Source organism: Pseudomonas sp. S150, from assembly GCF_004526365.1.
GTDB classification, from domain to species: Bacteria; Pseudomonadota; Gammaproteobacteria; order Pseudomonadales; family Pseudomonadaceae; genus Aquipseudomonas; species Aquipseudomonas putida_A.
The window spans coordinates 1,661,664-1,683,660 of the sequence record NZ_CP038207.1 but is presented as its reverse complement, the minus strand read 5'-3'; the positions used below and the strand labels follow the sequence as shown (position 1 = coordinate 1,683,660).

Sequence of the window (21,997 nt, the reverse complement as noted above, 5' to 3'; positions counted from 1 at the left end):
TGTGTGTTGACCATTCATTCAGGGATCCGGACATGGAACTGGTTGTAAAAAGCGTTAGCCCAGAAACGTTGAAAACCGCCACCCTGGTGGTTGCCGTCGGCGAAGGCCGCAAACTCGGCGTCGCCGCCAGACAGGTCGACGAGCTGAGCGGTGGCGCGATCAGCGCCGTGCTCAAGCGTGGCGATCTGGCCGGCAAGGTCGGTCAGAGCCTGCTGCTGCACAGCCTGCCGAACCTGAAAGCCGAGCGCGTGCTGCTGGTCGGCGTGGGCAAGGATGAAGAACTGGGCGACCGTCCGTTCCGTAAAATCGTGGCTGGCATCCTCAATACCCTGAAAGGTCTGGGCGGCAGCGACGCCGTGCTGGCCCTGGATGAAATCATCGTCAAGAACCGCGACAGCTACGGCAAGACCCGTCTGCTGGCGGAAACCCTGGTGGACGGCGAATACACGTTCGACCAGTTCAAGAGCCAGAAAGCCGAACCGCGCGCCCTGAAAAAAATTACCCTGCTGACCATCAAGGCTGCGCAGGCTGAAGTGCAGCGCGCCGTGAACCACGCTACGGCAATCGCCAACGGCATGGCCTTCACCCGCACCCTGGGCAACCTGCCGCCGAACATCTGCCACCCGACCTTCCTCGGCGAGCAAGCGAAGAACCTCGGCAAAGAGTTCAAGGATCTGAAAGTCGAAGTCCTCGACGAGAAGAAGATCAAATCCCTGGGCATGGGCTCGTTCTACGCCGTCGGCCAGGGCAGCGCCCAGCCGCCGCGCCTGATCGTCATGCAATACAACGGTGGCAAGAAATCCGAGAAACCTTACGCGCTGGTCGGTAAAGGCATCACCTTCGACACCGGCGGCATCAGCCTCAAGCCGGGCGCCGGCATGGACGAAATGAAGTACGACATGGGTGGCGCGGCCTCCGTGTTCGGTACCCTGCGTGCGGTGCTCGAGCTGAAGCTGCCGATCAACCTGGTGTGCATCCTCGCCTGCGCCGAAAACATGCCGAGCGGCAACGCCTCGCGTCCGGGCGACATCGTCACCACCATGAGCGGCCAGACCGTGGAAATCCTCAACACCGACGCCGAAGGCCGTCTGGTGCTGTGCGACGCCCTGACCTACTCCGAGCGCTTCAAGCCACAAGCGGTGATCGACATCGCCACCCTGACCGGTGCCTGCGTGGTTGCACTCGGCGCCCACACTTCCGGCCTGCTGGGCAATAACGACGAACTGATCGAGCAACTGCTCAGCGCCGGCAAAGCTGCTGACGACCGCGCCTGGCAACTGCCGCTGTTCGACGAATACCAGGAGCAACTGGACAGCCCGTTCGCCGACATCGCCAACATTGGCGGGCCGAAGGCCGGCACCATCACCGCCGCGTGCTTCCTGTCGCGCTTCACCAAGAACCTCAACTGGGCGCACCTGGACATCGCGGGCACCGCGTGGACCAGCGGCGGCAAGGACAAGGGCGCCACCGGCCGTCCGGTTCCGCTGCTGACCCAATACCTGCTGGACCGCGCCAAAGCCTGAAACCGATGAACCTGGGCGGCGTCACTTTGCGGTGACGCCGCTCAAGGCTCAGGGAACCGCAATGACCAAAGTCGACTTCTATATCCTGCCCAGCGCCGATCCTTCGGCTCGCCTGGACTTTGCCTGCAAGCTCACTGAGAAAGCCTGGCGCATGGGCCACCGCATCTACCTGCATTGCAGCGATGCTGCTCAGCGTGACGATCTCGATGCGCGCCTGTGGGCGTTCAAGGGCGAAACGTTCGTGCCGCACGGCCCTGCCGAGAGCGAGCCGGATGGTTTGATCGTGCTGGGACTGGGCGCTGACTGCGGCGAGCATCAGGATCTGCTGGTCAACCTCGACCTGAAAGTCCCGGCTTTCGCCAGTAAATTCGCCCGCGTGGCGGAAGTGGTGGTGGAAGATCCGACGATTCGCGCGGCGGCACGGGAGAGTTTCCGTTTCTACCGCGAACAGGGCTATCCTCTGCAAGATCACCGTTTACAGCGACTCTGAGTACGCCGATGGACACTCCAAAACCGCTGCAAAAGCCTGCACACCTGCTGGACGATCTCGAATCGATCCGCCAGTTGCTCGGCGATGACAACCTGCAACCGCCACTGCTGACCGACACGGTCGATGACGGTGAACAGGAACAGATTCCGATGTTGTTCGAGGCCGTCGACGCCACGCCGCCCGCCATCGAACCACCACCCGCTCCGGCCCCGGCACCTGCTGTTGCACCTGTGGATAAAGGCCCGGACGCCTTGCTGCACCTGGACAGCGAACTGCGCGCCGCCGCGCAATTGATCATGCAGGACGTGATCGACGACTTCGCGCCGCACATCGAAACCGAAATCAAACGCCGCCTCGAGGCGCGGATGGAGCGGCTCCTCAGCCAGTACGAATAACCCGGATGGATCTCCTTGTGGCGAGGGGATTTATCCCCGATCGGCTGCGCAGCAGTCGTGAACCCTGCAAATACGCAGCGTGAATGAAATATTGGAGCTGCTGCGCGGCCCATCGGGGATAAATCCCCTCACCACAAAGGTTTCCTTCCAACATTAGTGTCCGCCCAGACGCCCCCCCGCTCGCCCTCGGCCCCATGCCCCGCTATACTTCCCGGCTTTTCCTGAATAAATGCCAATAGGGTCCCGCCGCGCATGGATAAGACCTACCAGCCGCACGCCATTGAAACTTCCTGGTACAACACCTGGGAGTCCGAGAACTATTTCGCACCGCAAGGCGCGGGCGATTCCTACACCATCATGATCCCGCCGCCGAACGTCACCGGCAGCCTGCACATGGGTCACGGTTTCAACAACGCGATCATGGACGCCCTGATCCGTTTCCGCCGCATGCAGGGTCGCAACACCCTGTGGCAGCCGGGCACCGACCACGCCGGTATCGCCACGCAGATGCTGGTGGAGCGTCAACTGGAAGCCACCGGCCAGAACCGCCATGACCTGGGCCGCGAGAAATTCCTCGAGAAAGTCTGGGAGTGGAAGGATCAGTCCGGCGGCAACATCAGCCGCCAGATCCGTCGCCTCGGTTCGTCCGTGGACTGGAGCCGCGAGCGCTTCACCATGGACGACGGTCTCTCGGAAGCGGTTAAAGAAGCCTTCGTACGCCTGCACGAAGACGGCCTGATCTACCGCGGCAAGCGTCTGGTAAACTGGGACACCAAGTTGCACACGGCGATTTCCGACCTCGAAGTGGAAAACCACGACGAGAAAGGTTTCCTGTGGAACCTCAAGTACCCGCTGGCCGACGGCGCGAAAACCGCTGAAGGCAACGATTTCCTGATCGTCGCGACCACCCGTCCGGAAACCATGCTCGGCGACTCCGCCGTCGCGGTTAACCCGAACGACGAACGCTACAAAGCCCTGATCGGCAAATTTGTCGAGCTGCCACTGGTTGGCCGCCGCATCCCGATCATCGCCGACGATTACTGCGATCCTGAATTCGGCACCGGTTGCGTGAAAATCACCCCGGCCCACGACTTCAACGACTACGAAGTCGGTAAGCGCCACAACCTGCCGCTGCTGAACATCTTCGACAAGAACGCCAACGTGCTGCCCGCCGCCCAGGTGTTCAACCTCGACGGCACGTTGAATGACAGCATCGACGGCAAGATCCCGGCCGAGTACGCCGGTCTCGAGCGTTTCGAAGCGCGCAAGCAGATCGTCGCGGCGTTCGACGCCGCCGGCCTGCTGGTCAGCGTCGACGATCACAACCTGAAAGTGCCGAAAGGCGACCGCTCCGGCACCGTGATCGAGCCGTGGCTGACCGACCAGTGGTACGTGTCGACCAAGCCTCTGGCCGAGCCGGCGATTGCTGCCGTTGAAGACGGCCGCATCCAGTTCGTGCCAAAACAGTACGAAAACATGTACTTCTCGTGGATGCGCGACATCCAGGACTGGTGCATCAGCCGTCAGCTGTGGTGGGGCCACCGGATTCCGGCCTGGTACGACGAGTCGGGCAAGGTCTACGTCGGTCGCGACGAAGCCGAAGTGCGGGCCAAGCACAACCTCGGCCCGGACGTTGCACTGCAACAGGACAACGACGTGCTCGACACCTGGTTCAGCTCGGGTCTGTGGACGTTCTCCACCCTCGGCTGGCCGGAAAAGACCGAGTTCCTGAAGAAATTCCACTCCACCGACGTGCTGGTCACCGGTTTCGACATCATTTTCTTCTGGGTTGCCCGGATGATCATGCTGACGATGCACCTGATCAAGAACGAGGACGGCACCCCGCAAGTACCGTTCAAGACCGTTTATGTGCACGGCCTGGTGCGTGATGGCCAGGGCCAGAAGATGTCCAAGTCCAAGGGCAACGTCCTGGACCCGCTGGACATCATCGACGGTATCGAGCTGGAAGCCCTGGTGCAGAAACGCACCTCCGGCATGATGCAGCCGAAACTGGCGAAGAAGATCGAGAAGCAGACCCGCGACGAGTTCGCCGACGGCATCGCCAGCTACGGCACCGACGCCCTGCGCTTCACCTTCTGCTCGCTGGCGTCCACCGGTCGCGACATCAAGTTCGACATGGGCCGCGTCGAAGGCTATCGCAACTTCTGCAACAAGATCTGGAACGCCGCGCGTTATGTTCTGGACAAGGGCGAAGACTGCGGCCAGAACGGCGAAGCCTATGAGCTGTCGCTGGCGGATCGCTGGATCATCTCGCAACTGCAACGCACCGAAGCCGAAGTGACCCGTCAACTGGATCAGTTCCGTTTCGACCTCGCCGCGCAAGCGCTGTACGAGTTCATCTGGAACCAGTACTGCGACTGGTACCTGGAACTGTCCAAGCCAGTGCTGTGGGACGAAAACGCTCCGGTCGAGCGTCAGCGCGGCACCCGTCGCACCCTGGTGCGCGTATTGGAAGTGGCGCTGCGTCTGGCGCACCCGTTCATGCCGTTCATCACTGAAGAAATCTGGCAGCGCATCGCGCCGCTGGCCGGCATTCAGGGCAAGACGATCATGCTGCAACCTTGGCCGGTGGCCAACGAGGAGCGCATCGATCCGGCCGCCGAAGACGACATCGAATGGCTCAAGGGTCTGATGCTCGGCACGCGCAACATCCGTGGCGAAATGAACATCGGCCCGGGCAAACCGCTGCCGATCTACCTGAAGAACGTCAGCGCTGAAGATCAGCGTCGCCTGACCGAAAACGAAGCGCTGCTGAAGAAACTGGCGCGTCTGGAATCGATCACCGTACTCGCCGCCGGCGAAGAGGCGCCGCTGTCCGCCACCGCGCTGGTTGGCGAGATGGAAGTGCTGGTGCCGATGGCCGGTCTGATCGACAAGGGCGCCGAGCTGGCACGTCTGGATAAGGAAATCCTGCGTCTGGAGGGCGAAGTCCAGCGGGTTGGCGGCAAGCTGTCGAACGCCGGTTTCGTTGACAAGGCCCCGGCCGAAGTCATCGAGAAGGAACGCGCCAAACTGGCCGAGGCTGAACAGGCCCTGGGCAAACTGGCCGAGCAGCACGCGCGGATTTCCAGCCTGTAAGGGCAAGCCGCAATGAAAAAGGGAGGCCCGCAAAGGCCTCCCTTTTTTATTCAAGAATCGCTACAAATCCCCTGTGGGAGCGGGCTTGCTCGCGAATGCGGTGTGTCAGTCGACAAATCTGCCGGATGTGTAACCGCCTTCGCGAGCAAGCCCGCTCCCACAGTTTGAACGGTGTTGCCTTTAGATGTGGGACAATACCCGCCACTTTCAGCCATACCCGAATCGATCACACCCATGAACGCCCCCCGCACACCCAAACCTGCGCGCAAGAAGCCTGATGCCGCGACCCCGGCCAAAGCCGTCGAGCCGCGTGAAAAGGCCAGCCTGCACCCGCGCAATCGCCACCAGGGTCGCTATGACTTCCCGGCGCTGATCAAGACCACGCCGGAACTGGCGAAGTTCGTGATCACCAACCCGTACGGCAAGGAAAGCATCGACTTCGCCAGCCCCGATGCGGTGCGTGTGTTCAACCGGGCGCTGCTCAAGTCGTTCTACGGCATCGAGCATTGGGACATTCCGGCGGATTATCTGTGCCCACCGGTCCCGGGCCGTGCCGATTACGTGCATTTCCTCGCCGACCTGCTGGCCAGCATGAACGACGGCAAAGTGCCGCGCGGTGCGATCGTCAACGTGCTGGACATCGGCATGGGCGCCAACTGCGTTTATCCGCTGATCGGTAACAGCGAATACCGCTGGCACTTCCTCGGTTCGGAAATCGATCCGACCGCAGTGGCTGCCGCGAAGGCCATCGTCCAGTCCAACGGGCTGAACAAGGTGATCCAGCTGCGCCAGCAGGAAAACCGCAAGCACATCCTGATCGGCTTGCTGGAGCCGGGCGAGCGCTTTGACCTGACCATGTGCAACCCGCCGTTCCACGCTTCGATGGAGGAAGCGACCAAGGGCAGCGAGCGCAAATGGCGCGCACTGGGAAAGGCCGATCCAAAACGCAAACTGCCGGTACTGAACTTCGGTGGCCAGTCCGCCGAGCTGTGGTGTGAAGGCGGCGAAGCACGTTTCGTGACCCAACTGATCGCCGAAAGCGCGAACTTCCAGCACAAGGTGCTGTGGTTCAGCACCCTGGTGTCGAAAGCCTCGAACCTGCCTGCCATCGAAACCGCGCTGAAAAAGGCCGGCGTACTGGAAAGCCAGGTGGTGGAGATGTCGCAAGGGCAGAAACAGAGCCGCTTCGTGGCCTGGACCTTCCAGACCAAGTCCGAGCAGCAGATCTGGCGTCGCGAGCGCTGGGTTCGCTGACACTGAGCTACTTGTGGGAGCGGGCTTGCTCGCGAAAGCGGTGTATCAGCCGACATCAAGGTGACTGACACACCGCTATCGCGAGCAGGCTCACTCCTACAAAGGTTCGAGGTGCATCGCCAAATCGCAGACACAAAAAAACCGTGCCCGGATCACTCCGGTGCACGGTTTTTTTATCGCTGCGTCTTACTTGTTCACAGCGTCGGTCAGGCCTTTGGCCACAACCAGCTTGATCACTTTCTTGGCAGGGATTTCGATGGCAGCGCCAGTCGAAGGGTTACGGCCAGTGCGGGCAGGACGCTCGGTCACTTTCAGCTTGCCGATACCTGGCAAGGTGATTTCGCCGCCGTTTTCCAGCTGATCGGCAACGATTTGGCCCAGTTGGTCCAGAGCGTTACGCGCGGTGGTTTTCGGCGCGTCGATAGCTTCAGCGATGTCGGCGATCAGTTGGTCTTTAGTAAGAGCCATGTAGTGTTCCTTCCCTATCAAATTCATATGGATTGCAGAGTGCAGTGTCAGCCATCGAGCCCGATCTTCTGGATCTGGCACCCTCGGCGATAACCACGACGAGTCGGGTTATAGATGCCGAAATCAGGGTTTGGTTCGACCTGACAAATGCTGATTGCACGCTTAACGCAGTGACTTCGCGTAAGACCGGGCAAAACTAGCACAGAGACGGGGAAATATCCGCCTCTAGCTACCCATTTGGTCAGGTTTATTGCTCTAAATCGGTAAAAAACTGCATAAGGGCACCCACCCGCCCTGGATTTGCCCTTCACCCCGCGCCAAAACCAGTGGTTGCGGTACACTGGGCGCTTTTTCGGGGGAGCCTGCCCTCCTCCCTTCCACCAGCCGAGAAGCCCATGCCGATCCGTCATTGCATCGTCCACCTGATCGACAAAAAACCCGACGGCACGCCCGCAGTTCTGCACGCCCGTGACTCCGAACTGGCTGAGTCCGCGGCCATCGAGAACATGCTCGCCGACCTCAACGAGAGCTACAACGCCAAACAGGGCAAAGCCTGGGGCCTGTTCCATCCGGAATCCGGTGCGTTCCCGTTCAGCGGCTGGCTGAAGGAATACATGGACGGTGGCAAGGACTTCGCCGCGTTCAGCAAAGTCGCGGTCGAGCACCTGCAAAAGCTGATGGAAGAATCGAACCTGTCGGTCGGTGGCCACGTGCTGTTCGCCCACTATCAGCAAGGCATGACTGACTACCTGGCGATTGCCCTGCTGCACCACAGCGAAGGCGTGGCGGTGACCGATGAACTGGACGTGACGCCGTCGCGTCACCTCGACCTCGGCCAATTGCACCTGGCGGCGCGGATCAACGTCTCCGAGTGGCAGAACAACAAGCAGTCCAAGCAGTACATCTCGTTCATCAAGGGCAAGAACGGCAAGAAGGTTTCGGAATACTTCCGCGACTTCATCGGCTGCCAGGAAGGCGTCGATGGCCCGGGCGAGACCCGCACCCTGCTCAAGGCCTTCAGCGACTTCGTCGAGAGCGAAGACTTGCCGGAAGACTCCGCCCGCGAGAAAACCAAGACCCTGGTCGATTACGCCAGCAGCCAGGCCAAGCTCGGCGAGCCGATGGGCCTGGAAGAGCTGTCGGAGCTGATCGACGAAGAACGGCCGAAAGCCTTCTACGATCACATCCGCAACAAGGACTATGGCCTGTCGCCGGAGATTCCGGCAGACAAACGCACCCTTAACCAGTTCCGCCGCTTCACCGGCCGCGCCGAGGGTCTATCGATCAGCTTTGAAGCGCACCTGCTGGGCTCGAAGATCGAGTACGACGAAGAGGCTGGCACCCTGATCATCAAGGGCCTGCCGACCTCGCTCACTGATCAGCTCAAGCGCCGCAACTGATGCTGGGCAATGTGCTGAAGAAGGTCGCGCTGGTTCTGCTGGTGGTGGTGGTCTATCAGAACTGGGGCAAGATCGAGCGGGTGTTCAACCCGTCGCAGATGGTCTCTGAGCAGACGCGAGCGCAGGCCCGTGTCGTGCTGTATTCCACCGACTGGTGCGGCTACTGCAAGCAGACCAGGCGCTTTCTCGACAGCAAGGGGATTTCTTTCAAGGAATTCGACATCGAGAAGGACGCCGAGGCGCGCAAGGCGTATGAGGCGCTGGGTGGACGCGGGATTCCGCTGATCGACGTGAATGGCACGTTGATTCGCGGATTCGACCCGGACGAAATCCTCGCTGCCCTGAAATAACACAGCTCCTCTGTGGTGAGGGGATTTATCCCCGATCGGCGGCGAAGCCGTCGCAAAATCTGCATGGTAAAGCGTGCAGTTTTTTGGGGGCGCTTCGCGCCCCATCGGGGATAAATCCCCTCACCACAATTGCGCCCCTCCCCTCAAGCAGAGGCTACTTGCTGATCAGCGAGCTTCGATGCGGAATCCAAAGCGCGGGAAGTGCACGTGCACCACGCCGCCACGCGGGTCTTCGCGGCGCAGGATCAGCTCTTCGCGGCCAGCAAACAGCAACTCACCCACCACCGGATCAACCCCGTAGTCTGTTGCGGCAATCGCCACCTGCTGCCCGGCCTTGAAACCGTTCGGATCGACAAACTGCTCATCCGGCAACGCCGCCGGCGTCGAACTGCGCGCGACTTCCAGCGCCTCCTCGGCAGTCATCTCACTCGCGTCACCATGACCAAAGCCCAGCACACGCCCCAGCCAGGCAGTCACGGCTGGATATTCATCGACCAACGGCGCAGTGACGTGCGTCGCCTTGAGGAACCACAGTGGATGCGCCAGGGCGAAGTCGGCAATCGACGGTTCACCGAACAGGAAGTCGCCCTGCTCGCGCTGCAACTGCTGCTGCTCCAGCCGCGCCATGATCGTTGGCCATTGATGCTTGGCCTGCTCGGCCGACAGCCGCGTGGCGCTGCCGCCACTGAACAGCCCGGCACGGTCAGCGATAAACGCCTTGATCGCTTCCGGCGGCAACTTGCCGAAACGCACGGCCACCGACTCCGGCTGGAACACCAGGCTGACCGCGTGCTGGAACACCACCGAATCGGCCCAAGCGGCGAAGCTGGCGCTGGTCATTTCCTGCCCTTCCGGGAAAAACGCCGGCAGGGCTTTTTCCTGCTCCAGACGACGGGCAATCAACGATGTGTCGCAATAGATGTCGGCGCCGATCTGCAACACCGGGGTCTTGCGGTAGCCGCCAGTCAACGCGGTCAGATCCGGCTTGGGCATCACCGGCGAAATGTGCACCGAGCGCCAGGATAAGCCTTTGAAGCCCAACAGCAGACGAGCCTTTTCAGCAAATGGAGAGGTCGGGTAATGATGCAGAATCAACTCGGACATGCTCGGCTCCGCCGCACAGAAAGTGAGTCCGCAGCTTAGCGTGCATTTGATTAGCAGCCTACAGATCTGCCTGATGGGAACCGATCAGTCAGATTGATAAGACGCGACCAGACATTCCTTGGCGCTCTTGCGCAGCTTTTTGATCAGCCGTTCCTGGCGCAGCGCGTCGCTTTTGTCGCGGCAACGCTCGGTGTAGACCAGCGCCATCGCCGGGCTGGACAGGAAGAAGCGCGCGCCCTTGCCGCTCTGATGCTTGGCGAAGCGGCGCACCGGGTCGTCGCTGATCCCGCAATACAGCGAACCGTTGGCCGCGCGCACGAGGTAGACGAACCAGGACTTGCTCACTGGCTCGACGACTTCAACCGGTTTTTCGCTGAGGCTGGTCACTTCGGGATCTGGACGTGTAGGAAACAGGCCGCGATCTTATCAGCGAGCGGCCTGAAATGCCTTCAGACCTTTCAGCGCCTGCGCCCGGACCGCGTTGCGCACCAGCGGTGTCCAGCCCAGCAGCAGGCCTTTGAAACCCAACGCCTGCCGCGACCAGCGCCACAGGTCGAAGTGGTCGTGGTGCTCGCAGATCTTGCCGTCGCGAAAGACGAAGCGCGCCTGGATATCGTTGATTACCACGTTGCCGGTCTGGCTGAACAGGTAAGTCGCCACCCAGTGCGCGCCGCCGCTGCGCTCGTCGGCGCGGACATTGTCGAAGGTCAGGGAGAAGTCCTTGGCTCGAGTGGTGAGCATGCGCCACATGTCGCCGGCATCGCGCCCGCGCAGCTCACCGAAGGCCGGATCGCTGAACACCACATCGTCGGTACAGCAGGCGGCCATGGCCTCGGCGTCGAGGCGCTGGAAGGCCTGGTAGAAGCGAGTGATCAGGGCGGCGTGGGCTTCGCTCATGGGCAAACTCCGGAAATGGACAGATTGCCAGCACGATAAGCTGCAAATCGCAGAAACACTATCGGCATTCGCAAAGCGAATATCAGCCGCACACAGAACCACTGTAGGAGTGAGCCTGCTCGCGATAGCGGTGTATCAGTCAGCGCAATGTTGACCGACACACCGTTATCGCGAGCAGGCTCACTCCTACAAGTTGAACCGTGTCAGAGCTTTTCGCTTTGCACTTGCACGTACAGCGCCCGGCCGGCACCAAGGCCGGCAATGATCGCACCGGTGCCAATGATGCCGAAGATCCAGCCCACGGCATTCCAGCCGCCGGTCCAGTCATGCACCACGCCGACCGCGAACGGCCCCATCGACGCCAGGGTGTAGCCGAAGCCCTGGGACATGCTCGACAGGTTCGCCGCCACATGCGAATCCCGCGAGCGCAGCACGATCAGGGTCAGCGCCAGACTGAACGTACCGCCCTGCCCCAGCCCCAGCAGAATCGCCCAGCCCCACAACCCTTCAATCGGCGCATACAGGCAACCGAACAGACCACCGAGGGTCAGCGCCATCACCACCACGATCGCCAGGCGCTGGTCCTTGCCCCGGGTCGCCAGCCACGGCGCCGCCAGGGAGCTGGCGAGCTGGATGATCACCGAACCGGACAGCACCAGACCGGCCTGAGTCGGGGTCAGGCCACGACCGATCAGGATCGACGGCAACCAGCCGAACACGATGTACGCCAGCGACGATTGCAGGCCCATGTACAAAGTCACTTGCCACGCCAGTGGATCGCGCAGCAGACCTTTCACCCGATAGGCGACGTTGTGCGCGCCGTGTTTCTGCCCGACCTGCGGCAGCCAGAACAACGCCGCCACCAGCGCCGGGATTACCCAGAAGCCCAGGCCCAGTGCCCAGCTGTGGTCGAAGTGTTCGCTCAACGGCACGGTGGAACCCGCGGCCATTGCCGCGCCCAGGCACAGGGCCATGGTGTATACGCCGGTCATGGTCCCGGCGTGTCTGGCGAAGTCGCGTTTGACGATGCCCGGCAGCAGCACGCCGATAATGCCGATGCTCGCACCGCCAAGCACGCTACCTGCAAACAGCCCGATCTCACCGAAGTTGCTGCGCACAATAATCCCGGCGGCCAGGGTCAGCAGAATCCCCAGCACCACCCGCTCAGCGCCGAAACGCCGCGCCAGAATCGGCGCCAGCGGCGCGAACAAGCCCAGGCACAACACCGGCAACGTGGTCAGCAGACCGGCCTGAGCCGCAGACAGGCCAAGGCTTTTCGACACTTCGCTGAGCAGCGGCGCCATGCTCGACAGCGCCGGGCGCAGGTTCAGCGCCACCAGAATCAGCCCCAGCAACAACAGCCACGGCCTGCGCACCAGCGGATGGCTTTGCTGCACTTGCTCGTCATCGGCCTCGGCGTCGATCAGCAGCTCTTCGAGCTCCGCCGTGCGCTTGGGGGTTGAAAAGTTTTTCTCGCTTTCAAGGTTCATTGATCAACTGCCTCGATATGGCTTTGGCCCGTTCCGGGTCGCGTTGTTCGACGGCATCGAGCAACTCGATGTGCAGGTCGAACACTTCCTGACGGCGCGGGACGATGTTCAGCGTCTGGCGCAATTGCGCGCCGACGATACTGGAGAAATAGCGATACAACTCGCTGAGGGTGGGGTTGTGCGCGGCGTCCACCAGACGGCGGTGGAACACCAGATCGCAGGCAATGTAAGTGTCGAGATCACCGTGGTAGTGGCTGCCGCTGGTGCCGAGCGCTGCGCGCAATGCGGCGAGATCTTCATCGGTGCGGCGCAACGCGGCCAGGCCAATCGCCTCGACTTCGAGAATGTGCCGGGTCTCGCGCGCCTGCTCCAGCGAGCAGCGGGACAACGCCTTGAGCGTGTCCATCGGATCGACCACTGCGCGCAAATAACTGCCGTCGCCCTGCCGGATTTCGATCAACCCGGAAAACGCCAGCACGCGCATGGCTTCGCGCACGGTGTTGCGGCTGATGCCCAGTTCGGCGCACAACTCAGGCTCGGTCGGCAGCCGTTCGCCGACCTGCCACACGCCATCGGTGATGCGCTGGCGCAGTTGATCCAAGGCCTGATCGACCAGGGATCGCTTGATCAAAGGTGAGATGTCTGTCATGAAATTCGCCCTTTCATCCAATCATAGGATGAATTTTCTGACATCTTAGTCAGCTGCGGCGCCCCACACAACCCCACGCAGGAAGTAACAACCGGGACACCAATCCTACATGTCGAGTTGTAAAAACCGCTGACAGGCGAAGTGCTTTCCCACATTCCGCAGGAATACTGCCGACATCACTTGCGGACGCTGGACTGCAGACTTTGGACATTGATCCAGGGGCATTTTGCCCCGTCATTATCCAAAGGAAGAAGCACGCTCATGGTAGAAGTCAATTTCGGCAAGCAGCACGACCGCCCTTTTGTTCTGCAGAAAAATCGCCAATTGCTGGCAGTCCGCAGCCACGCGGGAACGCAGTTGGCCCAAACGCTTTGCTGCGAATCTGCTCACGCAGCGCTGGAAGGTTGCGAGCTGTTGCTGCATGTCGAGGACGCTGATGTGCAGATTTTCAAACTGCCTGGACACTCGGACGCATCGCAACGCAAGGCGCTGCTACGCGAATTGCCCGACGTGCGCTTCGCGGGCAGCGTGCTGGTGGATCCCATCAATCAGGAGCCGGTGCTCTATACCGAAAATATCTTTTTGAAGTTCATCGACTCACTGAAAGCCACTGAGTGCATGGTCATACTTCAAGCGCTGGGCCTGATGATCAAGCAACAGGTGCCGTATGCAAAAAATGCCTTTTTTGTGCATCACCCCGCCACCCATGGCATCGATATCTGCACCCTCACGAGTGAATGGCTGGAACGCGACGAGATCGAGTACTGCCACCCGGAGCTGCTGCGCCAGGGTCAACGCCGAGCGATCCATGCCAATCAGTGGCACCTGAAGAAAACCACCGTGACCTATCAGGTTGAAATCGATGCCAGCGCCAACGTCGAAGCCGCACATGAGCTCGCGCAGGGCGAAGGGATCGTCATCGCAGTCATCGATGACGCATTTGATATTGACCATCCCGAATTTTCCGGAGAAGGCAAAGTGGTCGGTGCAAAGAACTTTGACCGACGTAACGCCAAAGGCGGGCCGCGCCCACTGAACGCCCTGGAACGCCACGGTACGGCCGCTGCCGGGGTGGCTTGCGCCAATGGCGAGGACGGCGCCAGCGGTGTCGCCCCCAAAGCCAGCCTGATGCCATTGAAACTCACCAAACCCTTGGGAGCCCGCGCGGAGGCCGACGCCTTTTTCTGGGCGGCCGATCAGGGAGCCGACGTCATTTCCTGCAGCTGGGGGCCGGCTGAAGGGCATTGGGCCGACCCGGCGGACCCGCGTCACACGCAAGTGTTTCCCCTAGCCGCCAGCACGCGGCTGGCAATCGAATACGCCGCCACCAAGGGCCACAATGGCAAAGGCTGTGTGATCTTTTTTGGCGCGGGAAACGGTAACGAGTGCGCCGATAACGATGGCTATTCCAGCCACCCCCACGTCATTGCGGTAGGTGCCTGCAACGATCAGAACCGGCGCAGTGCCTACAGTGACTATGGCAAGTCACTCTGGTGCTGCTTTCCCAGCGGAGATCAGAAACACCCCGATCCGAAGTTCAAGCCTGCGACTTCGATCCCGCAGACCCGGGGTATCCGTACCACTGATTTGAGCGCAAAGTTTGCCGCCGCCACATTGCCGGCCTACACCGACACCTTCAGCGGTACCTCCAGCGCCTGCCCCGGCGCCGCGGGCATCGCTGCGCTGGTGCTCGGCGTCAATCCCGAGCTTGATCGCTTTGCGGTACGCCAGATACTTGCCGATTGCTGCGACAAGATCGGCCACCCCGATGACGGGCCGCGCGGCCAGTACGACGAAAACGGCCACAGTCACTACTACGGGCACGGCCGACTCAACGCGCTGCGTGCCGTGCACCTGGCACTTGAACGCAAAACAAATGCGGGCTGATTCGCCCCCATGAAAAAAGCCCTGTCGGCATACCGGCAGGGCTTTTTGTCAGGCGAGCTTCTCAGGCAATCAATGCAGGATCTGGCTCAGGAACAGTTTGGTACGGTCATTCTGCGGGTTGTCGAAGAAGTCGTTCGGCGCCGCCTGTTCGACGATTTCGCCCTTGTCCATGAAGATCACACGGTTGGCCACGGTGCGGGCGAAGCCCATTTCGTGGGTCACGCAGAGCATGGTCATGCCGTCTTCGGCGAGGCCGATCATGGTGTCCAGCACCTCTTTGACCATCTCCGGGTCGAGGGCCGAGGTCGGTTCGTCGAACAGCATGATTTTCGGTTTCATGCACAGCGCGCGGGCAATCGCCACACGCTGTTGCTGACCGCCGGACAGTTGCCCCGGGAATTTATGCGCCTGCTCCGGAATGCGTACGCGCTCCAGATAATGCATGGCGATTTCCTCGGCCTTGCGCTTGGGCATCTTGCGCACCCACATCGGCGCCAACGTGCAGTTCTGCAGGATGGTCAGGTGCGGGAACAGGTTGAAGTGCTGGAACACCATGCCGACTTCGCGGCGGATCGCTTCGATCTGCTTGAGGTCGTTGGTCAGCTCCACGCCGTCGACCACGATGCGGCCCTGCTGGTGCTCTTCCAGACGGTTGAGGCAGCGGATGGTGGTCGATTTGCCGGAACCCGACGGGCCGCACAGGACGATACGCTCGCCCTGTTTGACGTTGAGGTTGATGTCTTTCAGCACGTGGAACTGGCCGTACCACTTGTTCACGCCCTGCATCTGGATAATGCCTTCAGGGCCGACAGGCTTTTTGATTGCTTCGCTCATTTACAGAGAACTCCTAACGCTTGTGGCCAGTGTCGAGCTTGCGTTCCAGATGCATGGAATAGCGCGACATACCAAAACAGAAAATCCAGAACACCAGGGCGGCGAACACGTAGCCTTCGGTGGCCATGCCCAACCATTTCGGGTCGGCAGCGGCTTGCTTGACGCTGTTGAGCAGGTCGAACAGGCCGATGATGATCACCAGGCTGGTGTCCTTGAACAGCGCAATGAAGGTGTTGACGATGCCCGGAATCACCAGCTTCAGGGCTTGCGGCAGAATCACCAGGCCCATGGCGCGCCAGTAACCGAGGCCCATCGCCGCTGCCGCTTCGTACTGACCTTTGGGGATCGCTTGCAGACCGCCGCGCACCACTTCGGCAACGTAGGCCGACTGGAACAGGATCACCCCGATCAGCGCCCGCAGCAGCTTGTCGAAGTTCATGCCTTCGGGCAGGAACAGCGGCAGCATCACCGAGGACATGAACAGCACCGTGATCAACGGCACGCCGCGCCAGAACTCGATGAAGGTCACGCAGACCACACGAATCGCCGGCATGTTCGAGCGCCGGCCCAGCGCCAGAATGATCCCCAGCGGCAAGGCGCCGGCGATACCCACGGTGGCGATGACCAGGGTCAGCATCAGACCGCCCCACTGGCTGGTCGCCACGGCGTCGAGGCCGAACACGCCACCGTGCAGCAGGCACCAGGCGACGATCGGGTAGATCACCAGGAAGCTCAGGCCGTACACCGCTTTACGCGGGAAGCGCGAGATGAACAGTGGCGCCACGCCGATCACCGCCAGCCACACGGTCAGGTCGACGCGCCAGCGCAGGCCGGTCGGATAATAGCCGTACATGAACTGGCCGAAACGCTGCTGAATGAACACCCAGCAGGCGCCGTCCTTGGTGCAGTCGGCGCGGGTGGTGCCGACCCAGTTGGCATCGAGAATCGCCCAACTGAGGATCGGTGGTACCACCAGATAGATCAGGTAAAACGCAAACAGGGTCAGCAGGGTGTTGAGCCAGCTGGAAAACATGTTCGCGCGTATCCATGCCATCGGGCCGAAGACCTTGGCCGGCGGTGGCATGTCGGGTTTGAAAGTATGGGTTGTCATGCGCGTTTCCTCACCGCTCGATCAGCGCAATGCGCTTGTTGTACCAGTTCATCAGCAGGGAAATGCTGATACTGATCGCCAGGTACACGCTCATGGTGATGGCAATGACTTCGATCGCCTGACCGGTCTGGTTGAGCACGGTGCCGGCGAACAGCGAAACCATTTCCGGATAACCGATACCGGCGGCCAGCGACGAGTTCTTCGCCAGGTTCAGGTATTGGCTGGTCAGCGGCGGAATGATCACTCGCAAGGCTTGCGGAATGATCACCTTGCGCAGGGTTGGGCCGTTGCGCAGGCCGAGCGAACGCGCCGCTTCGGTCTGGCCATGGCTGACCGACTTGATCCCCGAACGGACGATTTCCGCAATGAACGCTGCGGTGTACACGGTCAGGGCGAGGGTCAGCGCCAGCAGTTCCGGGATCAGCACCCAGCCACCGACGAAGTTGAAACCCTTGAGTTGCGGCATTTCCCAGTGCAGGGGGGCACCGAAGATCAGCGCGCACAAGGTCGGGATCACCAGCAGGATAGCCAGGCCGGTCCAGAACTTGTGAAACGGTACGCCGGTGTCTTCGAAACGCTTGTTGGCCCAGCGGCACATCAGCACGATGGCGACGATGGCCAGCACCACACTGATGAAGAACGCCCAGAAGCCGTCAGCCATTTGCGCGGCCGGCATGTTCAGGCCCCGGCTGCTGACGAAGAAGGTGTCGCCGAAGTTGTGGCTGTTGCGCGGTCCCGGCATGGTCAGGAATACCGCGAAGTACCAGAACAGGATCTGCAGCAGCGGCGGAATGTTGCGGAACACTTCCACGTACACGGTCGCCAGTTTGCTGATGATCCAGTTCGGCGACAGCCGCGCCACACCGATGATGAAGCCCAGCAGGGTCGCCAGGATCACGCCGATGAAGGTCACCAACAGGGTGTTGAGCAAGCCGATCACGAACACCCGAGCGTAACTGTCCGCTTCGGTGTAGGAGATCAGGTGCTGAGCGATGCCGAACCCGGCACTGCGCTCCAGAAAGCTGAAACCGGAAGTGATGCCCCGGTGCTGAAGGTTGGTCTGGGTGTTGTCGAACAGATACCAGCCCATGGCGATCACCGCCACGACGGTGATGATCTGAAACAGCCACGCACGCACTCGCGGATCGCTGAGGCTGAGCCTCTGCTTTGGTGCGCCGATTGAATTTTGCATGAAGTGCCCCGGAAGAAATGGAACAGAACATCACCCGGCGGTTGGCCCGCCGGGTGATAGAACCATTAGCGCACTGGTGGTGCGTACTGAATGCCGCCGTTGGTCCACAGCGCGTTCAGGCCACGGTCGATTTCCAGCGGAGTGCTCTTGCCGAGGTTTTTCTCGAAGATTTCACCGTAGTTACCGACCTGCGAAACGATTTTCACAACCCAGTCCTTCGGCAGTTTCAGGTCCTTGCCGTATTCACCGTCAGCACCCAGCAGACGAGCGACGTCCGGGTTCTTGGTGGATTTGGCTTCTTCCAGCACGTTTTTCGACGTCACGCCGGCTTCTTCAGTGTTCAGCAGCGCGTAGCCAACCCAGCGAACGATCGCCAGCCACTCGTCGTCGCCGTTACGCACGACCGGGCCCAGTGGTTCTTTGGAGATGGTTTCCGGCAGTACCACGTAGTCTTTTGGCGAAGCCAGTTTGCTGCGCTGTGCGTACAGCTGCGACTTGTCGGAGGTCAGCACGTCGCAACGACCGGATTCCAGCGACTTGGCGCTTTCATCGGAGGTGTCGAAAGTGATCGGGGTGTACTTCAGGCCGTTGGCGCGGAAGTAGTCGGAGACGTTCAGTTCGGTGGTGGTACCGGCCTGGATGCAGATGGTTGCACCGTCCAGTTCCTTGGCACTTTTCACGCCCAGCTTGTTGTTGGCCAGGAAGCCCACGCCGTCGTAGTAAGTGATGAAGCCCGGGAATTTCAGGCCCATGCCGGCGTCACGCGAGCTGGTCATGGTGGTGTTGCGCGAGAGCAGGTCGATTTCGCCGGACTGCAGCGCGGTGAAGCGCTCCTTGGCGTTCAACTGGCTGAACTTGACCTTGTTGGCGTCGCCGAATACGGCAGCGGCCACAGCGCGGCAGACGTCAGCGTCGATCCCGAGGATCTTGCCCGAAGCGTCCGGTACCGAGAAACCCGGCAGACCGTCGCTCACGCCACACTGCACGAAACCTTTCTTCTGCACGGCATCCAGGGTTGCACCCGCCTGAGCGAACCCGCTGACGCCGAGTACTGCTGCTGCAGTCACGACCGCCAGAGTGGATTTCAACATCTTCATTCAAACCTCCAGTTTTGCTCTTGTTGTGTCGGAGCTTGAGTCCAGTCGCACCCTTTTGAGGCGTTGTTGACCCGTGTTGGCTTTTTTTGGGGTCAACCGACGTAAGACCTTCGCTATGAGTCTAGTAGGAGAAAATCCACATCATGGACAACTCACTTCTCACCAATCGGCCGAACGGGCTGTAGCCCTTTCACGTTCGCTTTGCCCGTAGCGGCCATCGGCGAACATCCATCACCGGATTCTTTGCAATCCCGTCGCAAGACGTACACTGATAGTGTTACCGCAAGGCGTAGGACGCTTCGTACAGAATCCTCCATAGCAAAGCCCGTACCACACCGCTTGCTGAAGCGATTGCGCGACAGGTCAATAGCAAAACTTGTAGCCTTGCGACATCTTCTTAACGGATCGACCGGACGCGCACCTCAATCACGCACTTATTGAGAGCGCCCGCACATTTTTGGAGCAGCCATGACCGAGCCCCTGATTCTTCAACCCGTAAAGCCTGCAGACGCCTGCGTAATCTGGCTGCACGGCCTCGGCGCGGACCGCTATGACTTCTTGCCGGTCGCCGAAGCGCTGCAGGAAAGCCTGCTGAGTACGCGCTTCGTATTGCCGCAAGCGCCGACCCTGCCCGTCACCATCAATGGTGGTTACGAGATGCCGAGCTGGTACGACATAAAGGCCATGAGCCCGGCGCGGTCGATTGACCGTGACCAGTTGGAAGCGTCGGCGGATCGCATCATTGAATTGATCGAAAAGGAGCGCGCCAGCGGAATAGACGCTTCGCGGATTTTTCTCGCCGGGTTTTCCCAAGGCGGCGCCGTCGTTCTGCACACCGCTTATATAAAGTGGCAAGGTCCGTTGGGTGGCGTACTTGCCCTGTCCACCTACGCCCCGACCTTCACTGACGAGATGGAGCTTTCAGCCAGTCAGCAGCGTATTCCTGCGCTGTGCCTGCACGGCCAGTTCGACAGCGTGGTGCAGAACTCGATGGGGCGCAGTGCCTATGAGCATTTGGTGAAGCATGGTGTCACCGTGACATGGCAGGAATACCCAATGGAGCACGAAGTGTTACCCGAAGAAATTCGTGATATCGGCGTCTGGCTGGGCGAACGCCTGCGTTGATCGTTTCAGCGCGAACGCCCCTTTGATCATCCCACTACGCCGCGCCCGTTTCTTGCATTACACTGGCCGGCGTACATTCCTTAACCAATTGATGAGATGACCGTGCTCAAAGCACTCAAGAAAATGTTCGGTAAAAGCGAGGCTGAGCAGCTCGCGCCAGTCCCCAGTGCGCCGTCGCACGCCCCCGGCCCTCGCAGCGATGTGCCCAAGGCTGAACGTCCGGCTCCGGTAGCGACACCCCAGCCTGAGCCGCAACCTGCCGTCGCCACCGAACCGGTCCGCGCCGAAGCGCCGAAACCACCCCGGCCGCGCCGCGAACCGAAGCCCAAGGCACCGGTCATTCCCTGGAAACTCGAAGATTTCGTCGTCGAACCCCAGGAAGGCAAAACCCGCTTTCACGATTTCAAGCTCGCTCCGGAACTGATGCACGCCATCCAGGACCTGGGCTTCCCGTACTGCACGCCGATCCAGGCGCAGGTGCTGGGTTTCACCCTCGCCGGCAAAGATGCCATCGGCCGCGCGCAGACCGGCACCGGCAAGACCGCTGCGTTCCTGATCTCGATCATCACTCAGTTGTTGCAGACGCCACCGCCGAAAGAACGCTACATGGGTGAACCCCGTGCGCTGATCATCGCACCGACCCGTGAGCTGGTGGTGCAGATCGCCAAGGATGCTGCCGACCTGACCAAGTACACCGGCCTCAACGTCATGACGTTCGTTGGCGGCATGGACTTCGACAAGCAACTCAAGCACCTCGAAGCACGCCACTGCGACATCCTTGTCGCCACCCCAGGCCGTCTGCTCGACTTCAATCAGCGCGGCGACGTGCACCTGGACATGGTCGAAGTGATGGTGCTGGACGAAGCCGACCGCATGCTCGACATGGGCTTCATCCCGCAAGTGCGGCAGATCATTCGCCAGACCCCGCCGAAGTCCGAGCGTCAGACCCTGCTGTTCTCCGCGACCTTCACCGAAGACGTGATGAACCTGGCCAAGCAATGGACCACCGATCCGGCAATCGTCGAAATCGAAATCACCAACGTGGCCAACGAAAACGTCGAGCAGCACATCTATGCCGTGGCCGCGGCTGACAAATACAAACTGCTCTACAACCTGGTCAACGATAACGGCTGGGAGCGCGTGATCGTCTTCGCCAACCGCAAGGATGAAGTGCGCCGCATCGAAGAACGCCTGGTGCGCGACGGCATCAACGCCGCGCAGCTGTCCGGCGACGTGCCGCAGCACAAGCGCATCAAGACCCTCGAAGGCTTCCGCGAAGGCAAGATCCGCGTGCTGGTGGCCACCGATGTCGCCGGTCGCGGCATCCACATCGACGGCATCAGCCACGTGATCAACTTCACCCTGCCGGAAGTCCCGGACGACTACGTGCACCGCATCGGCCGCACCGGTCGCGCGGGCGCCGACGGCGTGTCGATCAGCTTCGCCGGCGAGGACGACTCCTACCAACTGCCGTCGATCGAAGAGAAACTCGGTCGCAAGATCAGCTGCGAAACACCGCCTACGCACCTGTTGCGCACCGTTGAACGCAAGCGTCCGCAGCCGCAGTAAGCGCCCCGTAACGCAAAAAGCGCAGCCGGCAACGGACTGCGCTTTTTTTTGCCCGGCGTTTTC

The 21,997-nt window shown here is 60.9% G+C and carries 20 protein-coding genes; 10 read left to right on the top strand and 10 right to left on the bottom strand.

The genetic code is table 11. The annotated features are described in order from the left end of the window. The first annotated feature begins 32 nt into the window (after positions 1-32). The 5 genes from E3Z29_RS07660 to rlmF all read left to right on the top strand — a co-directional run bounded on the left by E3Z29_RS07660 (position 33) and on the right by rlmF (position 6,761). Positions 33-1,523 carry a leucyl aminopeptidase gene (locus E3Z29_RS07660; RefSeq protein WP_098967340.1) on the top strand — a complete coding sequence of 497 codons (1,491 nt, stop codon included), beginning with the start codon at positions 33-35 and terminating at the stop codon, positions 1,521-1,523. Between the two features lie 61 nt (positions 1,524-1,584). Continuing rightward, positions 1,585-2,013 (top strand): DNA polymerase III subunit chi, encoded by a 429-nt coding sequence (locus E3Z29_RS07655; protein ID WP_095138269.1) that lies wholly within the window; start codon positions 1,585-1,587, stop codon positions 2,011-2,013. A gap of 8 nt (positions 2,014-2,021) precedes the next feature. Continuing rightward, complete coding sequence (locus E3Z29_RS07650; protein WP_134785499.1) at positions 2,022-2,408, top strand: DNA polymerase III subunit chi; 387 nt, start codon at positions 2,022-2,024, stop codon at positions 2,406-2,408. A 252-nt stretch (positions 2,409-2,660) separates the two neighbouring features. Next, the gene (locus E3Z29_RS07645) at positions 2,661-5,507 is read left to right on the top strand and encodes a valine--tRNA ligase (RefSeq protein WP_134785498.1); all 2,847 of its coding nucleotides are present in this window, start codon (positions 2,661-2,663) and stop codon (positions 5,505-5,507) included. A 234-nt stretch (positions 5,508-5,741) separates the two neighbouring features. Continuing rightward, complete coding sequence (gene rlmF / locus E3Z29_RS07640) at positions 5,742-6,761, top strand: 23S rRNA (adenine(1618)-N(6))-methyltransferase RlmF (RefSeq protein ID WP_098967331.1); 1,020 nt, start codon at positions 5,742-5,744, stop codon at positions 6,759-6,761. A 186-nt stretch (positions 6,762-6,947) separates the two neighbouring features. On the opposite strand, the gene E3Z29_RS07635 is transcribed toward rlmF, so the two are convergent. Beyond that, positions 6,948-7,229, bottom strand: a complete 282-nt coding sequence (locus E3Z29_RS07635) for an HU family DNA-binding protein (protein ID WP_003221909.1) — start codon at positions 7,227-7,229, stop codon at positions 6,948-6,950. Positions 7,230-7,624: 395 nt separating this feature from the next. Here E3Z29_RS07635 and yejK point away from each other — a divergent pair, with 395 nt between their 5' ends. Next, complete coding sequence (gene yejK, locus E3Z29_RS07630) at positions 7,625-8,629, top strand: nucleoid-associated protein YejK (protein ID WP_003221908.1); 1,005 nt, start codon at positions 7,625-7,627, stop codon at positions 8,627-8,629. Beyond that, positions 8,629-8,979 carry a glutaredoxin family protein gene (locus E3Z29_RS07625; RefSeq protein WP_134785497.1) on the top strand — a complete coding sequence of 117 codons (351 nt, stop codon included), beginning with the start codon at positions 8,629-8,631 and terminating at the stop codon, positions 8,977-8,979. The genes yejK and E3Z29_RS07625 overlap by 1 nt, the downstream gene beginning before the upstream one ends. 165 nt (positions 8,980-9,144) lie before the next feature. On the opposite strand, the gene E3Z29_RS07620 is transcribed toward E3Z29_RS07625, so the two are convergent. The 5 genes from E3Z29_RS07620 to E3Z29_RS07600 form a co-directional block, all read right to left on the bottom strand. Continuing rightward, the gene (locus tag E3Z29_RS07620) at positions 9,145-10,083 is read right to left on the bottom strand and encodes a glutathione S-transferase family protein (RefSeq protein ID WP_134785496.1); all 939 of its coding nucleotides are present in this window, start codon (positions 10,081-10,083) and stop codon (positions 9,145-9,147) included. An 84-nt stretch (positions 10,084-10,167) separates the two neighbouring features. Next, on the bottom strand, positions 10,168-10,470 hold the full coding sequence (locus E3Z29_RS07615) for a GIY-YIG nuclease family protein (RefSeq protein ID WP_115986582.1): 303 nt from the start codon (positions 10,468-10,470) through the stop codon (positions 10,168-10,170). 39 nt (positions 10,471-10,509) lie between these two features. Further along, complete coding sequence (locus tag E3Z29_RS07610; protein WP_134785495.1) at positions 10,510-10,980, bottom strand: nuclear transport factor 2 family protein; 471 nt, start codon at positions 10,978-10,980, stop codon at positions 10,510-10,512. Between the two features lie 203 nt (positions 10,981-11,183). Beyond that, positions 11,184-12,470 (bottom strand): CynX/NimT family MFS transporter, encoded by a 1,287-nt coding sequence (locus E3Z29_RS07605; protein ID WP_134785494.1) that lies wholly within the window; start codon positions 12,468-12,470, stop codon positions 11,184-11,186. After that, a complete protein-coding gene (locus tag E3Z29_RS07600; protein WP_134785493.1) occupies positions 12,460-13,119 on the bottom strand; it encodes a FadR/GntR family transcriptional regulator in 660 nt (219 codons plus the stop codon). The genes E3Z29_RS07605 and E3Z29_RS07600 overlap by 11 nt, the downstream gene beginning before the upstream one ends. Before the next feature lie 261 nt (positions 13,120-13,380). Here E3Z29_RS07600 and E3Z29_RS07595 point away from each other — a divergent pair, with 261 nt between their 5' ends. Next, a complete protein-coding gene (locus tag E3Z29_RS07595; protein ID WP_134785492.1) occupies positions 13,381-15,006 on the top strand; it encodes a S8 family serine peptidase in 1,626 nt (541 codons plus the stop codon). 69 nt (positions 15,007-15,075) lie between these two features. Here E3Z29_RS07595 and E3Z29_RS07590 read toward each other — a convergent pair whose 3' ends face one another. The 4 genes from E3Z29_RS07590 to E3Z29_RS07575 form a co-directional block, all read right to left on the bottom strand. After that, complete coding sequence (locus E3Z29_RS07590) at positions 15,076-15,840, bottom strand: amino acid ABC transporter ATP-binding protein (RefSeq protein WP_003221897.1); 765 nt, start codon at positions 15,838-15,840, stop codon at positions 15,076-15,078. Positions 15,841-15,853: 13 nt separating this feature from the next. Next, entirely contained in the window at positions 15,854-16,951 is a 1,098-nt protein-coding gene (locus tag E3Z29_RS07585; protein WP_007965184.1) for an amino acid ABC transporter permease, read from the bottom strand. 10 nt (positions 16,952-16,961) lie between these two features. Next, positions 16,962-18,143, bottom strand: a complete 1,182-nt coding sequence (locus E3Z29_RS07580) for an amino acid ABC transporter permease (protein ID WP_134785491.1) — start codon at positions 18,141-18,143, stop codon at positions 16,962-16,964. 65 nt (positions 18,144-18,208) lie between these two features. Beyond that, complete coding sequence (locus E3Z29_RS07575) at positions 18,209-19,240, bottom strand: amino acid ABC transporter substrate-binding protein (protein ID WP_007965188.1); 1,032 nt, start codon at positions 19,238-19,240, stop codon at positions 18,209-18,211. Between the two features lie 468 nt (positions 19,241-19,708). On the opposite strand from E3Z29_RS07575, the gene E3Z29_RS07570 reads away from it, so the two are divergent. After that, positions 19,709-20,365, top strand: coding sequence for an alpha/beta hydrolase (locus tag E3Z29_RS07570; RefSeq protein WP_134785490.1), 657 nt, complete (start codon positions 19,709-19,711; stop codon positions 20,363-20,365). A gap of 96 nt (positions 20,366-20,461) precedes the next feature. Next, the gene (rhlB, locus tag E3Z29_RS07565) at positions 20,462-21,934 is read left to right on the top strand and encodes an ATP-dependent RNA helicase RhlB (protein WP_134785489.1); all 1,473 of its coding nucleotides are present in this window, start codon (positions 20,462-20,464) and stop codon (positions 21,932-21,934) included. Positions 21,935-21,997: the final 63 nt, after the last annotated feature.

Excerpts from the sequence above, each read along its gene's own strand:
- E3Z29_RS07660 (WP_098967340.1), top strand. The coding sequence starts at position 33 with ATGGAACTGGTTGTAAAAAGCGTTAGCCCAGAAACGTTGAAAACCGCC.
- E3Z29_RS07655 (WP_095138269.1), top strand. The coding sequence starts at position 1,585 with ATGACCAAAGTCGACTTCTATATCCTGCCCAGCGCCGATCCTTCGGCT.
- E3Z29_RS07650 (WP_134785499.1), top strand. The coding sequence starts at position 2,022 with ATGGACACTCCAAAACCGCTGCAAAAGCCTGCACACCTGCTGGACGAT.
- E3Z29_RS07645 (WP_134785498.1), top strand. The coding sequence starts at position 2,661 with ATGGATAAGACCTACCAGCCGCACGCCATTGAAACTTCCTGGTACAAC.
- rlmF (WP_098967331.1), top strand. The coding sequence starts at position 5,742 with ATGAACGCCCCCCGCACACCCAAACCTGCGCGCAAGAAGCCTGATGCC.
- E3Z29_RS07635 (WP_003221909.1), bottom strand. The coding sequence starts at position 7,229 with ATGGCTCTTACTAAAGACCAACTGATCGCCGACATCGCTGAAGCTATC.
- yejK (WP_003221908.1), top strand. The coding sequence starts at position 7,625 with ATGCCGATCCGTCATTGCATCGTCCACCTGATCGACAAAAAACCCGAC.
- E3Z29_RS07625 (WP_134785497.1), top strand. The coding sequence starts at position 8,629 with ATGCTGGGCAATGTGCTGAAGAAGGTCGCGCTGGTTCTGCTGGTGGTG.
- E3Z29_RS07620 (WP_134785496.1), bottom strand. The coding sequence starts at position 10,083 with ATGTCCGAGTTGATTCTGCATCATTACCCGACCTCTCCATTTGCTGAA.
- E3Z29_RS07610 (WP_134785495.1), bottom strand. The coding sequence starts at position 10,980 with ATGAGCGAAGCCCACGCCGCCCTGATCACTCGCTTCTACCAGGCCTTC.
- E3Z29_RS07605 (WP_134785494.1), bottom strand. The coding sequence starts at position 12,470 with ATGAACCTTGAAAGCGAGAAAAACTTTTCAACCCCCAAGCGCACGGCG.
- E3Z29_RS07600 (WP_134785493.1), bottom strand. The coding sequence starts at position 13,119 with ATGACAGACATCTCACCTTTGATCAAGCGATCCCTGGTCGATCAGGCC.
- E3Z29_RS07595 (WP_134785492.1), top strand. The coding sequence starts at position 13,381 with ATGGTAGAAGTCAATTTCGGCAAGCAGCACGACCGCCCTTTTGTTCTG.
- E3Z29_RS07590 (WP_003221897.1), bottom strand. The coding sequence starts at position 15,840 with ATGAGCGAAGCAATCAAAAAGCCTGTCGGCCCTGAAGGCATTATCCAG.
- E3Z29_RS07585 (WP_007965184.1), bottom strand. The coding sequence starts at position 16,951 with ATGACAACCCATACTTTCAAACCCGACATGCCACCGCCGGCCAAGGTC.
- E3Z29_RS07580 (WP_134785491.1), bottom strand. The coding sequence starts at position 18,143 with ATGCAAAATTCAATCGGCGCACCAAAGCAGAGGCTCAGCCTCAGCGAT.
- E3Z29_RS07575 (WP_007965188.1), bottom strand. The coding sequence starts at position 19,240 with ATGAAGATGTTGAAATCCACTCTGGCGGTCGTGACTGCAGCAGCAGTA.
- E3Z29_RS07570 (WP_134785490.1), top strand. The coding sequence starts at position 19,709 with ATGACCGAGCCCCTGATTCTTCAACCCGTAAAGCCTGCAGACGCCTGC.
- rhlB (WP_134785489.1), top strand. The coding sequence starts at position 20,462 with ATGACCGTGCTCAAAGCACTCAAGAAAATGTTCGGTAAAAGCGAGGCT.